Below are 21,012 nucleotides of genomic sequence, written 5' to 3' on the forward strand. Positions count from 1 at the left end.
AGCAATGGAAGGTAGCTCATATGTATAAAAACATTCTGGTACCAGTCGCACTGGACAAAGATCACGATACACAGGCCTCATTTGAAGCTGCTCGTTTGCTGGCAAATGCCGATGCGGAATTCACAGTGCTTCATGTGCAGGAACCGATCCCTGCATATGTGGCATCTCAGATACCCGAGGAAGTTCTGGCAAATACGCGAAAAGAACTTCAGGAAAGCTTACATCTGAATGCTGCGGAGCTATCGGGTGCGAAACCGCGCCTTGTCTCGGGGAGCGCTGGCCGCGCGATCGTTGACTTCGCAAATGAAAATGACATCGATTGCATAGTGCTGGCCTCACAAAAGCCGGGGATCGAGAACATTTTTATTGGGTCAACTGCAAACCGGGTCGTTCAACACGCCAATTGTTCTGTCCACGTGATCCGCTGAAACGGTTTCTGGTGAGTGCCGCACGTCGATTATGCGGCCGGTTACCCGATATTGCAGACCTTGGCGCAAACGCGGCGAATTTACCCTTTGTCCCGCGACTCGTTCCTTGCCTGACGAAATCTTGCTGCGCCCGACACGAATGGCGGCTGTTAACACAGCATTGCCGCGCTAAAGATGATGCCTTCGCGGCAAAATCCGTGCTGCGAGCGCTCGCAGCGAGAAAATCAAACTCACGGGTTGGGCTCAGCGCAGACATTCGCTGCAGTTAGCCCTAACGGCAGCTTCGCGCTTCATCGCAGACGTTCGAGGTCTAAGATTTGATATACAACCCCAGGTCGCTGGAAAGCGCCCTCGCGTGGTGTCAGAACCGCATGCGATCTTCCCTTCTTGGTCGTTCGGGTCGATAGTTGCCTTGGCGCCGGCCAGTGTAAGGATCTGTATCGAGATATGTCCCTTGGCTACGACGCATGTATTCGGCGAACTGGGTCAGCGCATCCACCTGATCATCTTTAAGTGCATCCGGAAACGCCAGCAGTTCCCTGCGGAACTCATCAAACCAGGGCTTGTCGGTGGGGATGACTAAATTGCCAGATTTGATCCAGTCGGTCTGTGGGATGAAGCGGTCCAGCTTGCTAGTGACCACGTTGACGGGCATGTAAACACCTGCTGCAGTGCGTTTCAATTCATCCAGTAGGTGAATACCCATCGCCGAAGACTCGATCAGCACACGGTCCACGCGCCACTGTTTGCGCAATCGAAGAACAGCATTCCGCACCTGCGTATAGTTCGTTCGAGCACGAAAGACGTCAAGCAAATACCATCTCTCTTCATACGCATGCCATCCAAAGGTCAACCCCACCGTAAAGTCCGAACGCGGACTATCCTTCGCCGCTGTATCCCAGCTTTGGACCCGCCGGACAAACACGCTTTCGTCCGGCAAGGTTTCCAGCAGATGCAAGTCGGACATTGAGAGAAACTCGTTTTCTCCGTCCGTGGGGTTCTGCTGATACTGTGCCTGGAAGGCAAAATTGCCTATGTCGGCCTTGATCCGATCAAGAACCTCCTGGGGTTCTCGTTCCAGGTTCAACAAGTCTCCTGGCCGACGCCTCAGCACGCGATTGTTGTAGAGCGGGATCTCTTCCGGGATCTCCGCGATCGACGGCAGGCAAAGATGGTCGAAAGTGTCCTTTTCCAAAAGGTAGGCCGAGAAGTCATCCGGGTGCAGACGCTGCTGAATCGAGACAATACGATCGGTGCGCTTGTCGTTCAGCCGCGAGAACAGGGTCTGGTCGAAAAAATCACGCAACTCCTGCCGGTACGTATCGTGGCGCATTTCAGAGGGTTTACCCAGATCGTCGATGATAATGAGGTTTGCACCGAAGCCGGTGATACCACCGCCAAGAGAGACCGATTTGCGCCCGCCTCCTTTAGTGGTTTTCATATGTTCGAACCTGTTGTGTTTGGGATCAACCTTCATTTTTGGAAAGAGGCGCTGATAAAACGGGCTGGTCACCAGCCGTCGAAACTGTTCGGCATGTTCGCGCGCAAGATCTTTGCCGTAACTGACAACAACCACTTTCTTGGTCGGATCGCGTCCAAGCTCAAAGGCTGGCAACAAAACAGATCCACAGATCGATTTCAGATGGCGAGGGGCAATAGAGATCATCAACCGTTGGCACTCACCGGAGGCCACGCGCTGAAGGGCATAACACATGGCCTCCAGGTAAGGGGCCCGGGCAAGCTTCTCGCCCGGACACAAGATACCAAAACTGCCCGCAAGGAATGCGTAGAGGTTTTCACGCATAGCAGCCTCTGCCAGCCTTTTGCGATCATCAGAATTCAGGGCATTCATCGTCGATGCCTCCCCGGATGCTTGCAAAAAGCTGATCCGGATCGCTGCCAAACATATCTGCCAGCACTTCCAGGGCGGCCAGGTCTGAACAGGGGTCGATCTCGGTTGCACCTTCGCCACCCGCCAACTCTGCGGCGCGCGCCTCCTGAACCGCGGGCAACAGTTTCAGAACCCGGTCAATCGAACGCATCTCGCCTTTAACTGCCCCATTCACCAGCTGGCGCAGGATTGCCTCCAGCATCGTGACCTCGCGGCGTGATCCATTCTCGGTGATCGGGATTTTCCGAAAGAACACCTCCTCAAGCATCGACCCAACATTCTTCGAGGCTTTCGGTCGCCCTTTCGGATTGCCGGATTGGCCTTTCTTAAACTGGGTTGCTTTGGGCGGTTTGCCGTAGCCGACCTCATACTCTTTCGTATCGTCAGACATGACCCACCTCCTGTTCTGAAGTGGTGTCGTTGGCGGCAGAACGCGCATCGAACGTCTCGCCTGTCACCGCGTGCACGGCGCTCTCACCGGTCATCTTCTGCCAACGGCGTATAGCGACATCGACGTAAACAGAGTCGAGCTCAATGAGCCGCGCCCGGCGTCCGGTTTTCTCAGCTGCCAGCAAGGTCGCGCCAGAACCGCCAAAAGTATCCAGCACAACTTCGCCGCGATGGCTCACATCCATGATGGCATCTGCCACCAGTGCAGTTGGCTTTACTGTGGGATGATCCGCGAGATCATCCTCGCGCCCTGCCCCAAAGCTGTTCACACCGGCGTAATCCCAGACGTTGGTCCGGTTACGCCCGTGTTTTCCCAGCTCCACATTGTTGATATTCGCCGCACCTGGTTTCTTGAAGATGCAAACCAGCTCGTGCTTGGAGCGATAAAGGCTGCCCATGCCTCCGTTCGTCTTATTCCAGACGCAAAGATTGATGAGATCGAAACCGCCTGCCTTGCCCGTTGCAATCAGTTCTTCAATGTGACGCCAATCCATACAGATCATCGCAATGCCCCCGTCTGGCAGACGGCCAAATAACTGGGTGATCATGCCTGAAAGAAAGCCGCGGAACTCGCCATCCGACATTTCTCCCGACGCCATGGCAAACTCGCGGTGATCGCCACCGGAGCCACAGCGGACATGCCCATTGACCGGTACGTTGTAAGGCGGATCAGTGAAGATCATCTGTGGTGTCTCGCCTTCCAGCAAGGTGTCGTAGCTCTGGGCCTGCAAGGCATCCCCGCAGAAGATGCGGTGATCTCCGAGAAGCCAGAGGTCGCCCGGCTGCGTGATGACAGGTGCCGCAGGGTCCGGGTTGTCTACAGTTTCAGCTTCGGTCTCCGCAGCCTCGCTCGCAGCGTCGATGATGATGTCGATCTCCGGCGTTTCGAACCCGGTGATATCCAGATCAAAATCGAGCTCGCCATCAAGGCTGAGATCCATCAGCTTGGCAAACTCGATCTGCAGCGCCGCCTCGTTCCAGTCCGACAATTCCGCCAGCTTGTTATCCGCAATGCGCAGAGCGCGCACTTCTGCGTCTGACAAGTGATCCGCGACAACAGTCGGCACGGACGTCAACCCCAGGGCCTTGGCGGCCTCATAGCGGCCATGCCCCGCAATGATTGTGCCCGAACCATCCAACAGGATCGGGGTGACAAAGCCAAACTGGGCCACCGACGCTTTCAGCTTGTCGATATTCTTGGCCGCGTGCACGCGGTTGTTGTTGGCGTAGGGCTTGATCTGGCTGATCCGAGATTGGATGACTTTGTCCGCCATCCAGATCGGCGAGATGGACGCCTGAACGTCACTTTGTGTTTTCTTGGCAGGCATAACCGCCTCCTTTCGTTTGACGCTCTTTAGCGTCGACAAGAAAGGATCGTGTTGGGAATTCGGAGAGAGCACGAGTAGCAACTCTCCGGACCAATCGATCCGGTTCGTTGCCCCTTCGAATGCTCTCTGCGGAAACCTGTGTTTCCAATGAGTGCTGCCTGCGGGAGCAGTTTCCCGCCCTGATAGTCCGGGCGATTGAGCCAAATGTAGGTGTCATCAATACGAGACGCAACCCCCAAACCAAAAGCAACCAAATCGTAACCAATTAAGATTGTTGATGAATAATCGGGGTACAGCAGCAGCGCCCTGCAAAACACACCCCTTCTGCGGCTGCTCAAGAAAGGGCTGGACTGTTGCTATAAAACACGCATCACTGGCTCTACGCCCGAGCCATTCGGGCGCTCCTCGGTACCGGGGTTCGGCATCTCGCTGACCCAAGATCAGAGGAGACAATACATGTCCAAAACCAAACAAACCAAAATTGACAAGGTACAAGCCTTGTTGCGCCGCCCGAGTGGCGCCAGTCTTGAGGCGCTCTGCAAAACAACAGGGTGGCAATCTCATTCGGTCCGAGCGGCTCTAAGCAGTCTGCGGAAGAAAGGCGTCACAATTGAACGGCGGACATCCGACAAACCACATGGTTCTTCCACATATCACCTGACGGTGGGAACAGGAGAAGAGTCATGACCAAGACGAGCGATGTCGCCGATCTCGCCGCCATGGGTCGATCGGATCTGGTCACGATTTGGCAACAACTGTTTGATCAACCCACCCCGGCCATGCTCAGCCAACCCTTCCTGCGCCGTTTTATCGCCTTTGAGATGCAGTCCCGCCGTCATGGAGGGCTACCCCGGCAGGTCAAAGCCACGCTGGACAAGGGCGCTGAGAAGAAGCCCCGGCCTGCCTGTCCTACCCTAAATCCCGGCGGGCGCTTGCTGCGCGAGTGGAATGGCGTGACCCATATGGTCGATGTGACAGGGAACGGCTTCACTTGGAACGGTCGGTCCTATCGCTCGCTCTCCGCCATCGCCCGAGAGATTACCGGCGCGCATTGGTCAGGGCCGCGTTTCTTTGGGCTCACCAGCAAGGGGGCCAAATGAGCCCGCGCCGCAAAATCCGATGCGCCATATACACGCGCAAGTCCTCAGAAGATGGTCTGGATCAGGACTTCAATTCCCTGGACGCGCAATATGAGGCCTGCGCAGCCTATATCGCCAGCCAGCGACATGAAGGCTGGACCTTATTGCCAGTCCGCTACGATGACGGTGGCCTGTCGGGCGGCACCCTAGAGCGCCCTGCCCTTCAGCGTCTTCTTGAAGAGATCGATGCCGGGCGTATCGACATGGTTGTGGTTTACAAGATCGACCGGCTGACCCGATCGCTCGCCGATTTCTCCAAGCTGGTCGAACGGTTGGAAAAGGCGAACTGTTCTTTTGTCTCGGTTACCCAGGCCTTCAACACCTCATCGTCCATGGGCCGGCTGACCCTCAATGTGCTGTTGTCCTTTGCCCAGTTCGAACGGGAAGTCACTGCGGAACGTATTCGTGACAAGATTGCCGCCTCCAAGAAAAAAGGGCTCTGGACGGGTGGTAACCTGCCCCTTGGTTATGACCGCCACCCCGATCCGAAGGTAAGAACGCTGGTGGTGAATGAGAAGGAGGCCGGAACCGTCCGGCTTCTCTTTGGCCTTTATGGGGAACTGGGGTGCCTGCGCAAAGTAGAAGAACGGGCAACAGCAGAACGGCTGCGGTCTAAACGGGTAGTTCGGGAAGATGGAAGCGTGAAGGGAGATTGTCCGCTGTCACGCGGCCAGATCTACTATCTGCTGCGCAACCCGGTCTATCTCGGTAAAATCCGCCACAAGGATAAGATCTGGAACGGACAACATCCGGCGATCATCGACCAGGACATCTGGGACCGGGTGCAGGAGAAAATGCGCCAAGCGTCGCGGCGATCCCGTGCAGACCCTACACCCAATGAGCGCCAACGTACCAATGACCCCGGCGCCTGGCTCACGGGTCGTCTGAGGGATGAGACAGGTGATCGGTTGACGCCAACCCACACCACGCGCAAAGGCCGACGGTTGCGCTATTACGTCTCCAATCGACTGATCTCAGGTGGCAAGGATATCTCCGGCTGGCGACTGCCCGGCCCGGCGCTGGAAAACGCAGTCATTGATGTCATCGTCAAACATCTGCAAGACACCACCGCCGCGCACCAGATACTGGCGCAACCGGAGGCCGGGTCAGCCGAGGCGGTGCAGACTTCAGTTGCGGATTTAGTGATCCGGCGTCAAGGCCAATGCGATCTGTTTGGCGCAGATATCCTGGCCAACGGTATAATTGCGCGAGGACAGATCGACCTCGAACTGAATCCCGAGACTCTGGCAAGCGCACTTGGCATCACTGCCGACCAACTGCACCCGGATCTCACACACATCACCGCATCCTTCGATCTGCGCCGCCGCGGCGTTGAGGCCAAGGTCATCGCCGGAGACATGGCACCCCAACCCGATCCCCACCTCCGGACCATGCTGATCCGCGCTCATGGTTGGGCCCGTGATTTGAAAGCCGGAGTTCAACTGATGGAAATCGCACGCCGCGAAAGCGTCCCCGGCGCCTTCATCCGCACCCGCGCCCAGCTCGCGTTTCTCTCACCGAAGATTCAAGCCGCGATTCTCGACGGGACCCAGCCGCCCGAACTCACACTCAAGCGTCTGGTCAGCGTGACCCATTCACTTGATTGGGCTGAACAGGAGAGCCAGTTCGGCTTCTGACACCTCCAGATCCGGAGTCCCTGATACAGGGTTCGCCCTCCCTGATCCGATAAACATTTCCCTGTTCGCTCAAGAGAATTCCCTGTTTCACGTTTTAGGGAATTTGCAACATAAGCCATTGGAAAAATAGAGTTGTGACATCTGGAATGCCGGGTTTCAGACCTGTTTAACGAAAATTCCCTGTAAATTGCAGGTTATCAGGGAAATCCAGCCCAAAGCGACCCCGCCAAAATGCGGCACTGAGACTTGGGCCTGAATTGCACTCTGAGTTTACGGTCTGCTCAGTCTCTGATTGAAAGCGCATGCGCCAAGGCGCGGGAATTTCGGTTCAATTCCGGATCAGAAAACACAACTGAAGTGAGACAGGTATGAGTGGCGGGGAGACAGGGATTCGAACCCTGGGAACGCTCTCACGTTCAACGGTTTTCAAGACCGCCGCATTCGACCACTCTGCCACCTCCCCGCGTGAGGCTGGGTCTATGACGAGTTGAGCGCGGAGGCAAGCCATAAAGCGGGAAATCTTGCCGAAGCGAAAGCAGCAGTCTTTCCATGGCCCGACGCCCGCGCTATGATCTGCGGGAAAGACCGCACAAGACTGGCAACAAGAACCAGCAATGACGCGGTGGGGCGCGGCCGAAACGGCCTTGTCAGGCAAGGGATTGAGAAAATGGAGCGAGCTACGGGCACACGCTTTGGGCCACAACGGCTGGCAATTTTGGTCGTGGCCATGACAGCATTGGCTGGGTGTGAAGAAGGGTTACTTACAACAGAGGACCCGCCTGAGGATACCGCAGCCGAAGATGCGGACAACACCAACCGGTTTGAATTGTTCCCAGAGGCCGCCTCGACCAATCAGCGCGATGTCGAAGCGCCCGAGGTTTTTCAGGTCACCGAAGCCGGGCTGTGGGACGGACGGCCATCGCTGGGTGGTATCTGGGTGGCGCATCCCGATGTAACGCAACCCGAACGTGTGCTGATCAAGAATACCGCCAACAACAAATCGGTAACGGGTGCCCTGTTCCGCCGTGAGCGGAATTTGCCGGGGCCCGCGCTGCAGGTTTCGTCATCCGCGGCTGAGCAGTTGGGAATGCTGGCTGGTGCTCCGACCAAGGTTCAGGTTGTCGCGCTGCGACGTGAGGCCATTGAAGAACCCCCCGCACCAGTCGAAGCAGAACCTGCCGAAGACACAGATAGTGCAGAGGATGCGGATGCCACTGTCACAGCGGACGCCTCGGAAACGGGCGCTGCTGAAAAGCCTCAAAAGCGCAAGTGGTGGCAGAAAAAACCCAGCACCGAAACAGCGGCCGGGGCTGCGGTCGTTGCCGGTGCAGCGGTTGTTGCCTCGTCGGATGATGACGCACCCAGTGCAGAAGCCCCGACCACCGAACTAGCCGCGACCGAGGCTCCCGCCCCAGAGAAACCGGCCAAACGCAAATGGTGGCAGAAGAAACCAAGCGATGAGACCGCGGCCGTAGCAGCTGGCGCAGCAACTGCAGCGGCTGCCGAGGCCGAGACTGCGCCGTCAGAAACGCAGACCGCTGCGCAAACCGCTGCCCTGTCCGATCCCGAACTGACGGCACCGGCTGAAAAACCGGCCAAACGCAAGTGGTGGCAAAAGAAAGACCCTGACGCAATCACCGAAACGCCTCTGGACCCGATTGCCGGCGCAGCAGCGGCTATCGAGGCCTCTGAGCCAACGGCGGCGGCGCCAGCTGCAGCAAGCACTGCGGCAACCGGCGGATTGGCAAAACCCTTTGTTCAGGCTGGCACCTTCAGCGTAGAATCCAACGCCAAGAGCGCGGCAGACAAGATTCGCCGCAACGGTATGGCTGCCGAAGTGTTCGAGCTGAAAAGCGAGGGCTCATCGGTCTGGCGCGTTCTGGTTGGGCCTGTTGCGACCCGCGCGGAACGCCGGGCGATGTTGAACGATGTGAAAGACCTTGGGTTTACCGATGCTTTCACGGCAAAGAACTGACCGAACAGGAGGCCCATGATGCTTTCCGCTTTGCGATCCACCACTCTGGCTCTCGGGCTGGCGCTGTTGACACTGCCCGCCCATGCCTTCGACACCACCGCGCGTGCGGCTTATGTGATGGACCAGAAAACCGGCACTGTGCTGTTGTCTAAAGACGCCGATCAGCCTCTGCCCCCAGCGTCCATGTCGAAACTCATGACGCTTTACGTGGCGTTTGAGGCCTTGCGCGATGGCCGTTTGACGCTGGACGAAACTTTGCCCGTCTCGGAACATGCAATGAGCTATGGCGGCTCGACCATGTTCCTGAACACGCAGGATCGTGTCCGGGTCGAGGATCTTTTGCGCGGGATCATCGTGCTTTCGGGCAATGACGCCTGTGTCGTGATCGCCGAAGCGCTCAGCCCCGACGGAAGCGAAGCCGGATTCGCCCGTTTCATGACTCAGCGGGCGCAGCAGATGGGCATGAACAACTCGAACTTTGCCAATTCCAACGGCTGGCCTGCTGCTGGGCACATGATGTCAGTGCACGATCTGGCAGTTCTGGCCGACCGGCTGATCACCGATTTCCCCGAGTACTATCCCCTGTTTGCCGAAGAAGAGTTCGAATTCGATGGCCGAGCGCCCTCGAACGCGCGAAACCGCAATCCGCTGCTGAAGCTTGATATCGGGGCCGATGGCCTCAAGACTGGCCATACCCAAGAGGCAGGATATGGTTTGGTCGGTTCTGCCAAACAAGGCGACCGACGGGTTGTCTTTGTTCTTTCAGGGCTCGACAGCACTGCCAAGCGCGCAGAGGAGGCTGAGGCCGTGGTTAACTGGTCGTTTCGAAATTTTGTCGAGAGGACAGTTGCCAAATCAGAAGAACCGGTAGCCCAGGCCAAGCTTTGGATGGGGGCGGAAAAGACTGTGGGATTGGTGCCCGAGGGTGATCTGACCTTGCTGTTCCCCGTTTTGGGCGACAAGGACATCAAGGCCGAGGTTGTCTATGACGGCCCTATCAACGCACCGGTCAGCAAAGGCCAGCAATTGGCCGAGCTTGTGATCCAACCCGAGGGATTGCCCGAAATCCGCCGCCCGCTGGTGGCGGAAAAGGATGTTCCCTTGGGCGGGTTTGTCGTGCGTATGTTGACCGTGGGTGGCATCGTTCTGAAAGAAGTGATCAACACCCCGCTGGAGCAAATGTGACAGCGCGCGGAACGTTTCTGACCTTCGAAGGCATTGACGGATCAGGCAAGTCCACGCAGGCGCGCCTGCTAGCCGAGCACTTGCGGCATCAAGGCCGCGACGTCGTTCTGACGCGCGAGCCCGGCGGATCGGACGGGGCAGAAGAAATTCGCAGCCTTGTGCTGCAGGGTGATCCGGACCGCTGGTCGGCCGAGACCGAGATCCTGCTGTTCACCGCTGCCCGGCGCGATCATCTTGAGCGCACGATTGAACCCGCGTTGGCAGAGGGCAAGGTTGTGATCTGCGATCGCTTTGCCGACAGTACCCGGATGTATCAAGGTCTGTCGCGCGGCGATCTGCGGGGTTTGGTGGATCAGTTGCACAGCTTGATGATCCGGCGAGAGCCAGATATGACCTTGCTGATCGATATGGACCCGGAAACCGGCCTGTTGCGCGCCAAAGGTCGTCAGGGCACCGAAGAACGGTTCGAAGATTTCGGTTTGGATCTTCAACAACAGATGCGGGCAGGTTTTCTGGGTCTGGCCCAAGAATTCTCTGACCGTTTCCACGTGGTCGACGGCAATCGGGACATGGACAGCGTTGCGCGGGATGTGACAGATATTGTCATGACGTCCCTGCAATTGAGCTGACATGAGCGACGATATCCAAACACCGCATCAGGCCCCTGGTGCCCCGCATCCGCGCGAAACTCTCAAGCTGTTCGGACAGGATGCGGCCCAAGAGGCGTTTTTAACCGCGTATAACTCGGACCGGCTGCACCACGGCTGGTTGCTAACGGGGCCGCGGGGTGTGGGCAAGGCTACCCTTGCCTGGCGCATTGCACAGTTTTTGTTGGCCACACCTCCGGCAGATGAAGGCGGGTTGTTTGGCGCCCCTCCTGCGCCTGAGACGTTGGACATCGACCCGGACCACCCCGTCGCTCACCGAATCCAGGCGGGGGCCGAGCCCGGCCTTGCCGCAATCACCCGGTCAGTTAACGATCAGGGGCGGCTGCGCAACGAAATCGTTGTCGATGACATCCGCAAATTGGGCAAGTTCTTCGGCCTGTCCTCTGCAGATGGTGGTCGCCGGGTTGTTATCGTCGATTCAGCGGATGAAATGAATGTCAGCGCCGCCAATGCGCTGCTGAAAATGCTCGAAGAACCCCCAGCGCGCACGACGCTGCTACTGGTTTCACACCAACCTTCGCGCCTGCTGCCGACCATCCGGTCGCGTTGCCGCACGCTGCGGCTTTCACCCCTTGGCGCAGATGACATGCAGGCCGCGCTAGCGCAGACCGGCACAGAAATCCCTAGTCGGGCCGAGCATTTGGCAGCCCTCGCCGCCGGTTCAGTGGGTGATGCCGTCCGCTTGATCAATCTCGGCGGGCTAGAGCTTTATGCCGAGCTGATTGCAATTCTGGGCTCCCTTCCCCGGCTCGACCGCCAGCGCACCCTAAAACTGGCAGAAGCGGCTGCTCAGCGAGGTGCTGCGGAACGGTTTGATCTGCTGCTTTCGCTGATCGACGTTGCGCTCTCGCGTTTGGCGCTGACAGGTGCAAAAGGTGCCGCCCCCATACCCGAGGCCGCCCCGAATGAGGCTGAAACTCTGTCGCGCCTCTCCAACTCGCAGCACAAGGCCCGCCAATGGGCGGAGGTCGCCGCGCTCATCACGGCGCGCGCGCGGCATGGGCAGGCGGTGAACCTTGACCCTGCCTCGCTTGTCCTAGATACGGTGTTCAAGATACAGGAAACCGCCGGTCACAGCTGATGAGCCTCACCCCCGAAATTACCGACAGCCACTGCCATCTGGATTTCCCTGATTTCGACGGTCAGTTGGATGATATCGTCGCCCGCGCTGCCGAGGCTGGCGTGACCCGCATGGTGACCATCTGCACCCGGCTGCGCAACGAACCCGCTGTGCGCGCCATCGCCGAGGCTCACTCCCCAGTCTTCTACGCTGCAGGCACCCACCCGATGAGCGCCGCTGATGAGCCGATGGCCTCGGTCGATGAGCTGGTCGCATTGGCTAAGCATCCCAAGTTCGTGGGCATTGGGGAAAGCGGGCTTGATTATCACTACACGGCCGAGTCGGCAGATGTTCAGAAACAATCGCTGCGCATCCATATCGAGGCCGCCCAGCGCACCGGCCTGCCTCTGATCATCCACGCGCGCGCTGCTGATGACGACATGGCCCGCATTCTGACCGAAGAGCATCGCAATACGCCCTATTCCTGTGTCATGCATTGCTTTTCTTCGTCGGCAGAACTGGCCCGGGCCGCGCTTGATCTGGGCTTTTACCTGTCCATGTCCGGCATCGCGGCCTTCCCAAGAAGCCAGGAACTGCGCGATATCTTCGCTTCGGCACCTGTTGACCGAATTCTGGTCGAAACCGATGCGCCCTATCTTGCCCCCCCACCATATCGCGGTAAACGGAATGAGCCCGCCTATACGGCACACACCGCCCGTAAAGGGGCTGAGGTCTTCGGATTGGATTACGCAGATTTCGCCGCAAAAACGCAGGCCAATTTTGATCGGCTCTTCACTAAAGCCGCCACATACAAGGCGGCTGCATGAGCGAGCTGCGCCTGACAATTCTGGGCTGCGGGTCATCCGGTGGCGTCCCCCGTCTCGGGGGACATTGGGGCGATTGTGATCCGGAAAACCCGAAAAACCAGCGTCGGCGATGCTCGTTACTGGTCGAACGGGACGGGCCGGACGGGACTACTTCGGTTCTGATCGACACCTCACCTGATATGCGTAGCCAATTGCTGGACACCGGGACTGGGCGATTGGACGGTGTCGTCTACACGCATTCCCACGCGGACCACATGAATGGGATCGACGATCTGCGGATGATCGTATTCAATATGAAAACCCGCGTCCCCGTCTGGGCCGATGGTGACACGCAGAACGATCTGCTCAGCCGGTTTGGCTATGCCTTCGTTCAGCCCGAGGGATCGCCCTATCCGCCCATACTCGACCTCAAGACAATCAATGGGCCGTTCGAAATTCCCGGCCCAGGCGGCACGATCCCGCTTCGGCCATTTCGCGTGAACCACGGATCGATTGATGCGCTTGGCTTCAGAATGGGAAACATCGTCTATCTGCCTGATGTAGCAGAGCTTTATGATGAGAGCATGACTGAACTGGCGAATCTGGACTGCCTGATTATTGACGCTCTGCGTCGTTCCCCGCATCCGACACATGCCCATCTGGAAAAGACGCTGGGCTGGATTGACCAGTTGAAACCTAAACGCGCCGTTTTGACCAACATGCATATCGATCTGGATTATGCGACGGTCGATGCGGAAACACCGGATCATATCACGCCTGCCTATGATGGCATGGTGATCCGGCACGCCTTGTAAGGCATGCTGCTGCACGCGCTTACGATACCCCGTATGGCGCCGCCATGTTACAAAGCCTGATTGATGTCATCCTGCCGGTGTTTCTGGTCATCGGTGCCGGATACACGGCGACGAGGTTCGGCTATTTTCGCGAAACCCATATCGATGGGTTAATGAGTTTCACGCAGAACTTCGCCATTCCCTGCCTACTGTTTCTCGCCATTGCCAATCTCGATCTCGGCACCAGCTTCGATCCTCGGCTTTTGGTCAGTTTCTATTCAGCAGCTGGTCTGTGTTTTGTCGCTGGTATGATCGGTGCGCGCCTGATCTTCGGACGAGCGTGGGAGGATTCGGTTGCTATTGGATTTTGCTGTCTGTTTTCAAACTCGGTCCTCTTGGGGTTGCCTATTACCGAGCGCGCCTATGGGGTCGAAAATCTAGTTGGCAACTTCACAATCATCGCGTTCCACTCACCCTTTTGCTATTGCCTCGGCATCACGGTGATGGAGGTGCTTCGAAACCGCGGCAACGGCGGAGTGCTGATGTTGAAATCCGTGCTGTCGGCCATGTTCAAGAATGCACTCATTCTTGGGATCTCGTTGGGGTTTGTCGTAAACCTCACTGGACTGGCCATACCCGGAGTTGTAGACGAAGCCTTGAACCTGATCACCCGCGCGGCCTTGCCCGGTGCCCTGTTCGCGCTGGGGGGCGTGCTGGTTAAGTACCGACCCGAGGGCGATCTGCGTACCATTATTTTCGTCTGCTGTATCTCATTGATGCTGCACCCGAGCCTGGTTTGGTTCTTCGGGTCATCTCTGGCGCTGCCGCAAGACCTGTTCCGCTCGGGCGTTCTTACCGCAGCGATGGCGCCGGGGATCAATAGCTACATCTTCGCAAACATGTACGGACATGCCAAACGTGTGGCCGCGTCGTCGGTTCTGATCGGAACGACCGTGTCAATATTGACGGTCTGGTTGTGGCTGACCCTCTTGGGATGACGAAAGTGCCGACACAACATTGACTCTGCCTGCCAGCAATACATCTATCGCAGAACCTATCCGGAGCCCTGCATGACACACGCCGTTATCGTCGCCCATGGCCAACCCTCGGACCCTGCACCTGCAGAAGCTGCGCTAGCAGCCTTTGCGCGAGAGGTAGATGAGTTATGTCAACGGGTTTCGGTATCGTCGGCCACATTGGCAGCCCCGCAGTCGTTGGAAAATTGCCTTGATGGATTGACCAGCGACACAGTTATCTACCCCTTATTCATGGCGCGCGGCTGGTTTGTCACCAGCGCTCTGCCAAAGCGGATTGGCCAGCGTTCTGTCACGATTCTGGACCCCATGGGTATCGATCCCGAACTGCCAGCCCTGATTACAGCGGCCATACATCAGGAACTGACGAACAGGGTTTGGAGCGCGGCGGACACAGATCTTGTGATCGCTGCACATGGCTCGGGCCGCAGCGCCAATCCGGCCATTGTCGCAAAGGGTTTCGCCGAGAATCTGGGTCGGCTTACCGCGTTCAATAGCATTCGCACCGGGTTCGTTGAGCAAACCCCATCAATTGCGGACGCCGCCACCGGGTGCGGTGGCAAGGCGCTGTGCCTGCCGTTTTTTGCCTGCACCGGAGGCCATGTTTTGGAAGATGTACCCGAGGAACTTGCCCGCGCCAACTTTCACGGACACGTAATGCCTGTGATTTCAGAGCTTCCTCAGGTCAAGCGACACATCGCGGCGATGTTGGATACACTGTAGCGAAGCAAAGGGGGGCCACCTGCGTCAACCGGAATGCTGCGCATCCGATAGCTCGCAATAGAAACGGTGGCAGGATCGCCCGCTTCGTTTCGCTGCGTATAAAGCCAGATCGGCGGCATGAAGAATATCTTCGGCCTTGGGCACTTCGAATTGTGTCGAGAGTGCTGTACCAATACTTGCCGATATACGGCAGGTTGCCCCATCGAACTGCATCGGCTTGCACAGGCGTGAAATCAGGCGCCCTGCAATAACATCAAGCTTTGTACGATCGTTCATGCCCTTAAAAATCAAGACAAACTCATCACCCCCGACTCGGGCAACCGTGTCGTCGCTGCGTGTGACGTCCAGCATGATCTTTGCGGCTTGCTGCAGAACATAGTCCCCTGCAGCATGCCCCAATCGATCATTGACCGATTTGAAGAAATCCAGATCCAGATGCATCATTGCAAAACTCGATTTCGACGAAATCAAATGCCCCAGTATATGATCCATCGCGCGTCGATTTTTCAGCCCGGTCAACGTGTCCGTATAGGCTTGTTCTTCTGCCGCCAGCATCGCACCTTGCAGACGCAAGTTCAGCGAGCGTGACGCTTCCATCGCGGCAGAATTTGCCTCGACCAGATACAACAATTCTATGGCCAGATCAGTGCCCGGGAAATCGGTGCTGGTCAGAGAATAGTCGCGTACCGCATCCAGTATCGAAATTCCAAACGACAGGTTGATGACCGCCCCGCTTCCGCCAGGAAACGGCGCGATCAGACCTTTGAACGCAGTCTGCGGCCGGTCTTGAAACCTGAGGTGTAGCTTTCGGTCCGGCACCATCATCAGCGCAGCTACTGTCGTGATTGAGCGAGGGCGCACCAGTTCAAAGACATCCAGAAAGCTTCGGCCGACCATAGGCCGATCCGGACGTAGCTTCTGCAGAGTTGGTCCAACCTGCCCGATCCGCCCCATGTCATCTACAAGGACGAACATCGGACATAAGGTGTCCAGCAACTGTCCAAGATCTGCGGTCTTGATCATGATTTACGTGCCCCAAGATCAAAGTGACGCCCTTCGGCAAACGCGCTTTCGATCAATGTGATTGAAATCAACTCAGCCCCGTTTTGGCACCCTTCATTGGAAAGGATCACCAACGCCCCATAGTCATCCGCCATGGCTCGTAGTACACCTGTCATGACGCTGGAATACCCCGGCAAATCAGGAGTACAGTGCAGGTGATATTCCCCGGGCGAGTGTTCTTGCAGTTCCAAATCCGGCAATCTCAGATCGGACACAGCGAGGCGGACGCGATCCGACAGATCATCAAGCGAATGCAGAAACTCCAAATAGGTGACCCCGCCAAAACGCAATAACCTGCGTAAATCTTCCATGTTCGAGTGTGAGACCAGATAAGTGCCCAGATCCTCAAGAAATTCGGATTTTAGGCGGTTCAAGTCAGCGCACAAAGTGTCGAGCACTCGGGTCGATATCTCCGCGTCATAGATCAACATCGCCTCGAACTCGTCAAATCCCAGCCCGGCCGTATGAGTCGCGCGCAACCAGCATTGACGTCCGTAGGTGGCGCAGACAAAGGATTGGATCGCCCTGTTGATCAGCCCGTGCATGAGTCGCCTCAGATTGAAAGACACTCTCAAGTGATCGCAGAAAACTTAACAAACACCCAAAATCCGATACAGGATTATGAGAATCCGATCTAATCCCAAACTGAAGTGCGGATTGGGCAGCGATCAGAAATCGGTCGGCGCACCGCCTTCGGCCTTGCGGCGCTCAACAAACTCGGCCAGCTCCTCGCGGATCGCCTCATCCATCTTCGGGGCTTCGAAATTGTTCACGATCTCTTTGAACATCCGATGGGCACGTTCCGCAGTCCAGATACCACCAGCTGCTTCCCAGGCTTCGAAGTTTTTCCAGTCACTCAGGAACGGCTGATAAAATGCGGTGGTATAACGATCTTGCGTATGTTGGATGCCAAAGAAATGCCCGTCGTTTCCAACAGACCGGATCGCTTCAAGGGCGATGTCATCCGGGCCCGTTGCTGTCAGTTCCGGCTGCATATACCTCTGAATCTGCTGAAGGATTTCGCAATCCATGATGAATTTCTCGGGGCTTGCGATAAGGCCTCCTTCCAGCCAGCCTGCCGCATGATATACCATGTTGGTGCCTGACTGCACCGCCGCCCAAAGGGAATTCGAGGTTTCCCAAACCGACTGCCCATCGGGCACATTTGCCGCGCAAACGCCCGAGGACCGCATAGGCAAGCCATAATACCGTGCCATCTGCCCAGTCATCTGGGTCGAGCGCATGTATTCCGGTGTCCCGAATGCAGGCGCACCGGATTTCATATCGACATTCGAAGTAAAGGTCCCGATCACGCATGGAATACCCGGGCGAACGTACTGAAACAACGCAATCGCGCACAGCGCTTCGGCAAGCGATTGTGCCACTGCGCCAGCCATCGTCACGGGGGCCATCGCCCCGGCCAGAGTGAAAGGTGTCACGACAATTGCCTGCCCACGCCGCGCAAGCCGCAGGCAGCCATCGATCATTGGATGGTCGTGTTTCAACGGTGAGGTCGAGTTGATGTTAGTGTACATCCGGGGCGTGGCCTCGAATTCCTCGTGGCTCAGGCCACCCGCGATACGCACCATCTCCATCACGTCTTCGACGCGCTCTTTCCCCAGCGAATAGGCATGCATTGCCTTATCAGTCAGGGTCAGCTTGTCATAAAGCACATCAAGGTGCCGTATGCTGGCGTGGATATCGACCGGCTCAACCGGATATCCACCTGCAAAGTGGATACAGTTGAAGTATTGCGTCAGCTTCAGCAGGTCCTGACACATCCGCCGGGTGCCGGGCACTTTTTTTCCGATTTCCATGTCCCAATAATTTGGTGGGGATGAAACATTGCCGAACAGAATGGTCTTGCCACCAATCTCGATCTGATGCTCCGGGTTGCGCGGCGTGATGGTAAATTTGTTGGGCGCCTTGCTCACCATTTCCATCACGAAATCCCGGTCCATACGGACGTTGTCGCCGGAAATTGTACAGCCCGCCTTGCGCAGGATCCCGATGGCTTCTTGATTGTAGAACTCGATGCCGATCTCTTCGAGAATCCGCATGGCACCTTCGTGAACCGCTTCGATTCCCTCGGGTCCCAACGGCTCGATTGGCTTGTCGATGTTTGTGGGCGGGTTCCAGGGCATCTGCTCGATCACCGCCGCGCCGCGCCTCGCGGCTGCGCCCGCGCGTCCACCACCGCGACGTTTGCGTGTCTTGCTCTCAGCCATCACCATCCTCCGCGCTTTCACTCCTATGAAAGCCCCGAAGACTCAGCATCGCCGTTCTGTCTGCGACAAGAGTTGTCGGTTTTATTATCCAACCCGGCGATTTGGAACCGAGGTTATTCGGTTTTCGACAACCAGCCGGGAATGTGCCCGATGTTGGGCAAGACGACATCCGCCAGCGGTTCGAGTGTTTTGGCCGTCGCCATGCCGGTCAGAACCCCGATGGTGACCATCCCTGCGGCGCGTCCCGCCTCTAGATCGTGAAGACTGTCACCAACCATCGCAACACGAGATGGCGCGACCTCGACATGCTGAGCAAAGGCCAATAGCTGCCCCGGACCTGGCTTGTAACCATGTCCGCTGTCATATCCGGCTACAAAATCAAAATGGTCTCGCACACCAACGGACTGCAGGTGCTGCAGGGCCGGCATTTCAGCATCGTTCGTCGCAACGCCCAGTTTCAGCCCGGCGCGACGCAGCTCGGCAAGGAATGGTGCCAAGGGAACGGCTTGGATCTGCTCTGCGTTCGCTGACGCCCGGTTGAGTGTTTCGATCAGGTGCCCCAGAGATACCTCAGGCAAATGCGGTGTAAGGGCTGCAGCAACTTCATCGACCGTTCCGGCGATGACTACGCTATTCGGGTCGTAGCTCTCTTGTTCAAAATCAAATCCGATGGCCTTCCCCAACTCGGTCGCGCGCTGCACATCTCCATCAGAGAGCTGCAGCATCGCGATACGCCCGAACGCACCCCAAGTGGCTGCAAAATCAAAAAGAGTACCGTCCTTGTCGAACACGAGGGCGTCGATTGCCATGAAACAAATTTCCTTTGGGTTAGGTCCAGTGCATATCCGAAATTCCGGACAACGCAGCACGGGCTTGACCCGGCTCTTCGTAGGGCACGGAATTGGCGTCACAAAAAGCGATCACCCATGAATCGTCAAGCAGCAGAAAGTCCAACACAGACCCAAGAAATTCAGCCTCACCCGCACGGTCGCGCAAATCTTGTTCCGAGGCACCTGTCGCCCCCAGGAAAACGGGCAGCAACTCATCATTTCCCACCAGCCAGCCCAGCACATTCAGGGCCAGAGTTTCAGCGGAATTGGCGGAGATCGGCATAAACTGGCCTCGGACACTGTGTTGGAAAGGGTTTGTTAACCAGACTCATAAACACTTTAGCAACGCATGCAATCAAACGGTGAATGGCTATGTCTGTACAAGGCACCATACTCGTCCTCGACGGTGTTTCGACCAATCGTATAATGCTCAAGGTTCAGTTGACGGCCGCCTGGTACCATGTCGTGCAGGGTGAGAAACTGGCCGGGCTTGGTGCATTGCTGCGGCGGACACGGCCTGATCTGGTTCTTACAGCGCAAACTCTGCCCGACGGAACCGCTGTGGATGTTAAGAAAGTGATGACGGCAGATCCTGCCCTGATCGATGTGCCGATTGTGGCGATTGCACCGCAAAACGACAAAGCAGCGCGGTTGAAAGCACTGTCGGACGGGCTGGACGATGTGCTTGGCTATCCGTTCAAAGATACTCTTCTATTGGCCCGCGTGCGCAGCTTGTTACGTACGCGCGCCGAACGGCAGGAATTAAACATCGAAGGTTCGGTCCAAACCATTGGCTTTGGCGAGGCGCCACAGGTGCTGATCGCCCCGCCATCGACGGCAGAGATCGCGATCCTGACGCAAACAGTTCGAACCAGCGCGTTGTGGAGTAATGCTCTGACCCATCAAACCCGGCATCGTGTGACCGGCCATACTCTGCCTGATCTCAAAGGCATCCTGTCCGGAACGATCCCGGACGCGATTGTTGTTGAGCTTGCACCGAATAGCTCGGGGCGGAACCTTCTGGCAGATCTTCGGTCGCGCGGTGCGACACGAAATACGGTGCTGATCGGTGTGTTGCCGGATGATAATCCCGCACTTGCGGCCGAGGCGCTGGACCGAGGTGCTGATGCGGTCTGCATGGGCGGGTTTCAGACAGATGAGATATGCTTGCGGCTTGAAACTCTGATCGCCCGCAAGACCCGAGACGACAGATTGCGAGCGACATTGCGCAGGGATTTGGCCGAATCCCTGATCGATCCGCTGACCGGACTGTTCAATCGCCGCTATGCGATGCGCGCGCTGGACCAGATCGCGCATCAGGCCCCAGAAACGGAACACGGATTCGCCGTGATGCTGGCCGATCTGGACCACTTCAAGGCAATCAATGACCGTTACGGTCACGCCGCGGGGGATTTGGTTCTGACCGAAACCGCGAAAAGGCTGCGAGTCGTGATAGGAAAAACCGGTTTTGTCGCGCGTATCGGCGGCGAAGAGTTCATGATCGGGCTACCGAATGCCTCAACCGACCAAGCGCTGAAGCAAGCGAAGCAGATCTGTGAAACAATTTGCGAAACACCTTTTCAGCTGCCGGATCGTCCAGCCCCAGTACCCGTAACGATCAGCGTGGGGGTGAAATTATGTACCCCGCCCGAACTTTCTCATCCAGGCGAAACAGACCCGGTTGGTCGATTGATCAGCTCGGCGGACAAAGCACTTTATGCCGCCAAAAAAGCGGGCCGCAACCAGGTACAGATTCGGCAAAGCGCAGCGTGAC

General features: G+C 57.1%; 21 protein-coding genes and 1 tRNA gene. 13 read left to right on the top strand and 9 right to left on the bottom strand.

The window, feature by feature from the left end; genetic code table 11:
- Positions 1-20: 20 nt before the first annotated feature.
- Positions 21-428 (top strand): universal stress protein, encoded by a 408-nt coding sequence (locus tag ACR0AU_RS15095; protein WP_480795890.1) that lies wholly within the window; start codon positions 21-23, stop codon positions 426-428.
- 361 nt (positions 429-789) lie between these two features.
- Here the strand turns inward: ACR0AU_RS15095 and terL are convergent, their stop codons facing one another.
- The 3 genes from terL to ACR0AU_RS15110 are packed head-to-tail and all read right to left on the bottom strand — an operon-like array spanning position 790 to position 4,097.
- On the bottom strand, positions 790-2,280 hold the full coding sequence (gene terL, locus ACR0AU_RS15100; protein ID WP_480795891.1) for a phage terminase large subunit: 1,491 nt from the start codon (positions 2,278-2,280) through the stop codon (positions 790-792).
- Complete coding sequence (locus ACR0AU_RS15105; RefSeq protein WP_480795892.1) at positions 2,261-2,710, bottom strand: DUF5681 domain-containing protein; 450 nt, start codon at positions 2,708-2,710, stop codon at positions 2,261-2,263. The genes terL and ACR0AU_RS15105 overlap by 20 nt, the downstream gene beginning before the upstream one ends.
- A complete protein-coding gene (locus ACR0AU_RS15110) occupies positions 2,703-4,097 on the bottom strand; it encodes a site-specific DNA-methyltransferase (protein WP_480795893.1) in 1,395 nt (464 codons plus the stop codon). Before ACR0AU_RS15110 ends, ACR0AU_RS15105 begins: the two co-directional genes overlap by 8 nt.
- Positions 4,098-4,553: 456 nt before the next feature.
- On the opposite strand from ACR0AU_RS15110, the gene ACR0AU_RS15115 reads away from it, so the two are divergent.
- Genes ACR0AU_RS15115 through ACR0AU_RS15125 form a run of 3 tightly spaced genes read left to right on the top strand, consistent with a single transcriptional unit; the run spans position 4,554 to position 6,873 of the window.
- On the top strand, positions 4,554-4,784 hold the full coding sequence (locus tag ACR0AU_RS15115) for a DUF3489 domain-containing protein (protein ID WP_480795894.1): 231 nt from the start codon (positions 4,554-4,556) through the stop codon (positions 4,782-4,784).
- A complete protein-coding gene (locus tag ACR0AU_RS15120) occupies positions 4,781-5,197 on the top strand; it encodes a DUF2924 domain-containing protein (protein ID WP_480795895.1) in 417 nt (138 codons plus the stop codon). Before ACR0AU_RS15115 ends, ACR0AU_RS15120 begins: the two co-directional genes overlap by 4 nt.
- Positions 5,194-6,873 carry a recombinase family protein gene (locus ACR0AU_RS15125; RefSeq protein ID WP_480795896.1) on the top strand — a complete coding sequence of 560 codons (1,680 nt, stop codon included), beginning with the start codon at positions 5,194-5,196 and terminating at the stop codon, positions 6,871-6,873. The genes ACR0AU_RS15120 and ACR0AU_RS15125 overlap by 4 nt, the downstream gene beginning before the upstream one ends.
- A 373-nt stretch (positions 6,874-7,246) precedes the next feature.
- Here the strand turns inward: ACR0AU_RS15125 and ACR0AU_RS15130 are convergent.
- Positions 7,247-7,336, bottom strand: a tRNA-Ser gene (locus ACR0AU_RS15130).
- A 204-nt stretch (positions 7,337-7,540) separates the two neighbouring features.
- On the opposite strand from ACR0AU_RS15130, the gene ACR0AU_RS15135 reads away from it, so the two are divergent.
- From ACR0AU_RS15135 to ACR0AU_RS15170, 8 genes are all read left to right on the top strand, one after another.
- Positions 7,541-8,848 (top strand): SPOR domain-containing protein, encoded by a 1,308-nt coding sequence (locus tag ACR0AU_RS15135; protein ID WP_480795897.1) that lies wholly within the window; start codon positions 7,541-7,543, stop codon positions 8,846-8,848.
- An 18-nt stretch (positions 8,849-8,866) separates the two neighbouring features.
- Positions 8,867-10,033 (top strand): D-alanyl-D-alanine carboxypeptidase family protein, encoded by a 1,167-nt coding sequence (locus ACR0AU_RS15140; protein WP_170424071.1) that lies wholly within the window; start codon positions 8,867-8,869, stop codon positions 10,031-10,033.
- Positions 10,030-10,662, top strand: a complete 633-nt coding sequence (gene tmk / locus ACR0AU_RS15145) for a dTMP kinase (RefSeq protein WP_170612259.1) — start codon at positions 10,030-10,032, stop codon at positions 10,660-10,662. The genes ACR0AU_RS15140 and tmk overlap by 4 nt, the downstream gene beginning before the upstream one ends.
- A 1-nt stretch (position 10,663) precedes the next feature.
- Positions 10,664-11,782, top strand: coding sequence for a DNA polymerase III subunit delta' (locus ACR0AU_RS15150; RefSeq protein WP_480795898.1), 1,119 nt, complete (start codon positions 10,664-10,666; stop codon positions 11,780-11,782).
- Positions 11,782-12,588 carry a TatD family hydrolase gene (locus tag ACR0AU_RS15155; RefSeq protein WP_170647726.1) on the top strand — a complete coding sequence of 269 codons (807 nt, stop codon included), beginning with the start codon at positions 11,782-11,784 and terminating at the stop codon, positions 12,586-12,588. The genes ACR0AU_RS15150 and ACR0AU_RS15155 overlap by 1 nt, the downstream gene beginning before the upstream one ends.
- The gene (locus ACR0AU_RS15160) at positions 12,585-13,382 is read left to right on the top strand and encodes an MBL fold metallo-hydrolase (protein ID WP_170612257.1); all 798 of its coding nucleotides are present in this window, start codon (positions 12,585-12,587) and stop codon (positions 13,380-13,382) included. Before ACR0AU_RS15155 ends, ACR0AU_RS15160 begins: the two co-directional genes overlap by 4 nt.
- A 44-nt stretch (positions 13,383-13,426) precedes the next feature.
- Entirely contained in the window at positions 13,427-14,359 is a 933-nt protein-coding gene (locus ACR0AU_RS15165; protein WP_170733145.1) for an AEC family transporter, read from the top strand.
- 72 nt (positions 14,360-14,431) lie between these two features.
- The gene (locus ACR0AU_RS15170; protein ID WP_480795899.1) at positions 14,432-15,118 is read left to right on the top strand and encodes a CbiX/SirB N-terminal domain-containing protein; all 687 of its coding nucleotides are present in this window, start codon (positions 14,432-14,434) and stop codon (positions 15,116-15,118) included.
- Between the two features lie 24 nt (positions 15,119-15,142).
- Here ACR0AU_RS15170 and ACR0AU_RS15175 read toward each other — a convergent pair whose 3' ends face one another.
- The 5 genes from ACR0AU_RS15175 to ACR0AU_RS15195 form a co-directional block, all read right to left on the bottom strand.
- Complete coding sequence (locus ACR0AU_RS15175) at positions 15,143-16,141, bottom strand: diguanylate cyclase domain-containing protein (RefSeq protein ID WP_480795900.1); 999 nt, start codon at positions 16,139-16,141, stop codon at positions 15,143-15,145.
- The gene (locus tag ACR0AU_RS15180; RefSeq protein WP_480795901.1) at positions 16,138-16,725 is read right to left on the bottom strand and encodes a heme NO-binding domain-containing protein; all 588 of its coding nucleotides are present in this window, start codon (positions 16,723-16,725) and stop codon (positions 16,138-16,140) included. The genes ACR0AU_RS15175 and ACR0AU_RS15180 overlap by 4 nt, the downstream gene beginning before the upstream one ends.
- Positions 16,726-16,848: 123 nt before the next feature.
- The gene (locus tag ACR0AU_RS15185) at positions 16,849-18,408 is read right to left on the bottom strand and encodes a trimethylamine methyltransferase family protein (RefSeq protein WP_170397009.1); all 1,560 of its coding nucleotides are present in this window, start codon (positions 18,406-18,408) and stop codon (positions 16,849-16,851) included.
- A gap of 113 nt (positions 18,409-18,521) precedes the next feature.
- Positions 18,522-19,217 carry an HAD family hydrolase gene (locus ACR0AU_RS15190; protein WP_170424087.1) on the bottom strand — a complete coding sequence of 232 codons (696 nt, stop codon included), beginning with the start codon at positions 19,215-19,217 and terminating at the stop codon, positions 18,522-18,524.
- 19 nt (positions 19,218-19,236) lie between these two features.
- Positions 19,237-19,521, bottom strand: coding sequence for a DUF3572 domain-containing protein (locus ACR0AU_RS15195; protein WP_170397013.1), 285 nt, complete (start codon positions 19,519-19,521; stop codon positions 19,237-19,239).
- 89 nt (positions 19,522-19,610) lie between these two features.
- On the opposite strand from ACR0AU_RS15195, the gene ACR0AU_RS15200 reads away from it, so the two are divergent.
- Complete coding sequence (locus ACR0AU_RS15200) at positions 19,611-21,011, top strand: diguanylate cyclase (RefSeq protein ID WP_170733333.1); 1,401 nt, start codon at positions 19,611-19,613, stop codon at positions 21,009-21,011.
- Position 21,012 lies beyond the last annotated feature (1 nt).

It is taken from the genome of Ruegeria sp. CG1, from assembly GCF_056537265.1.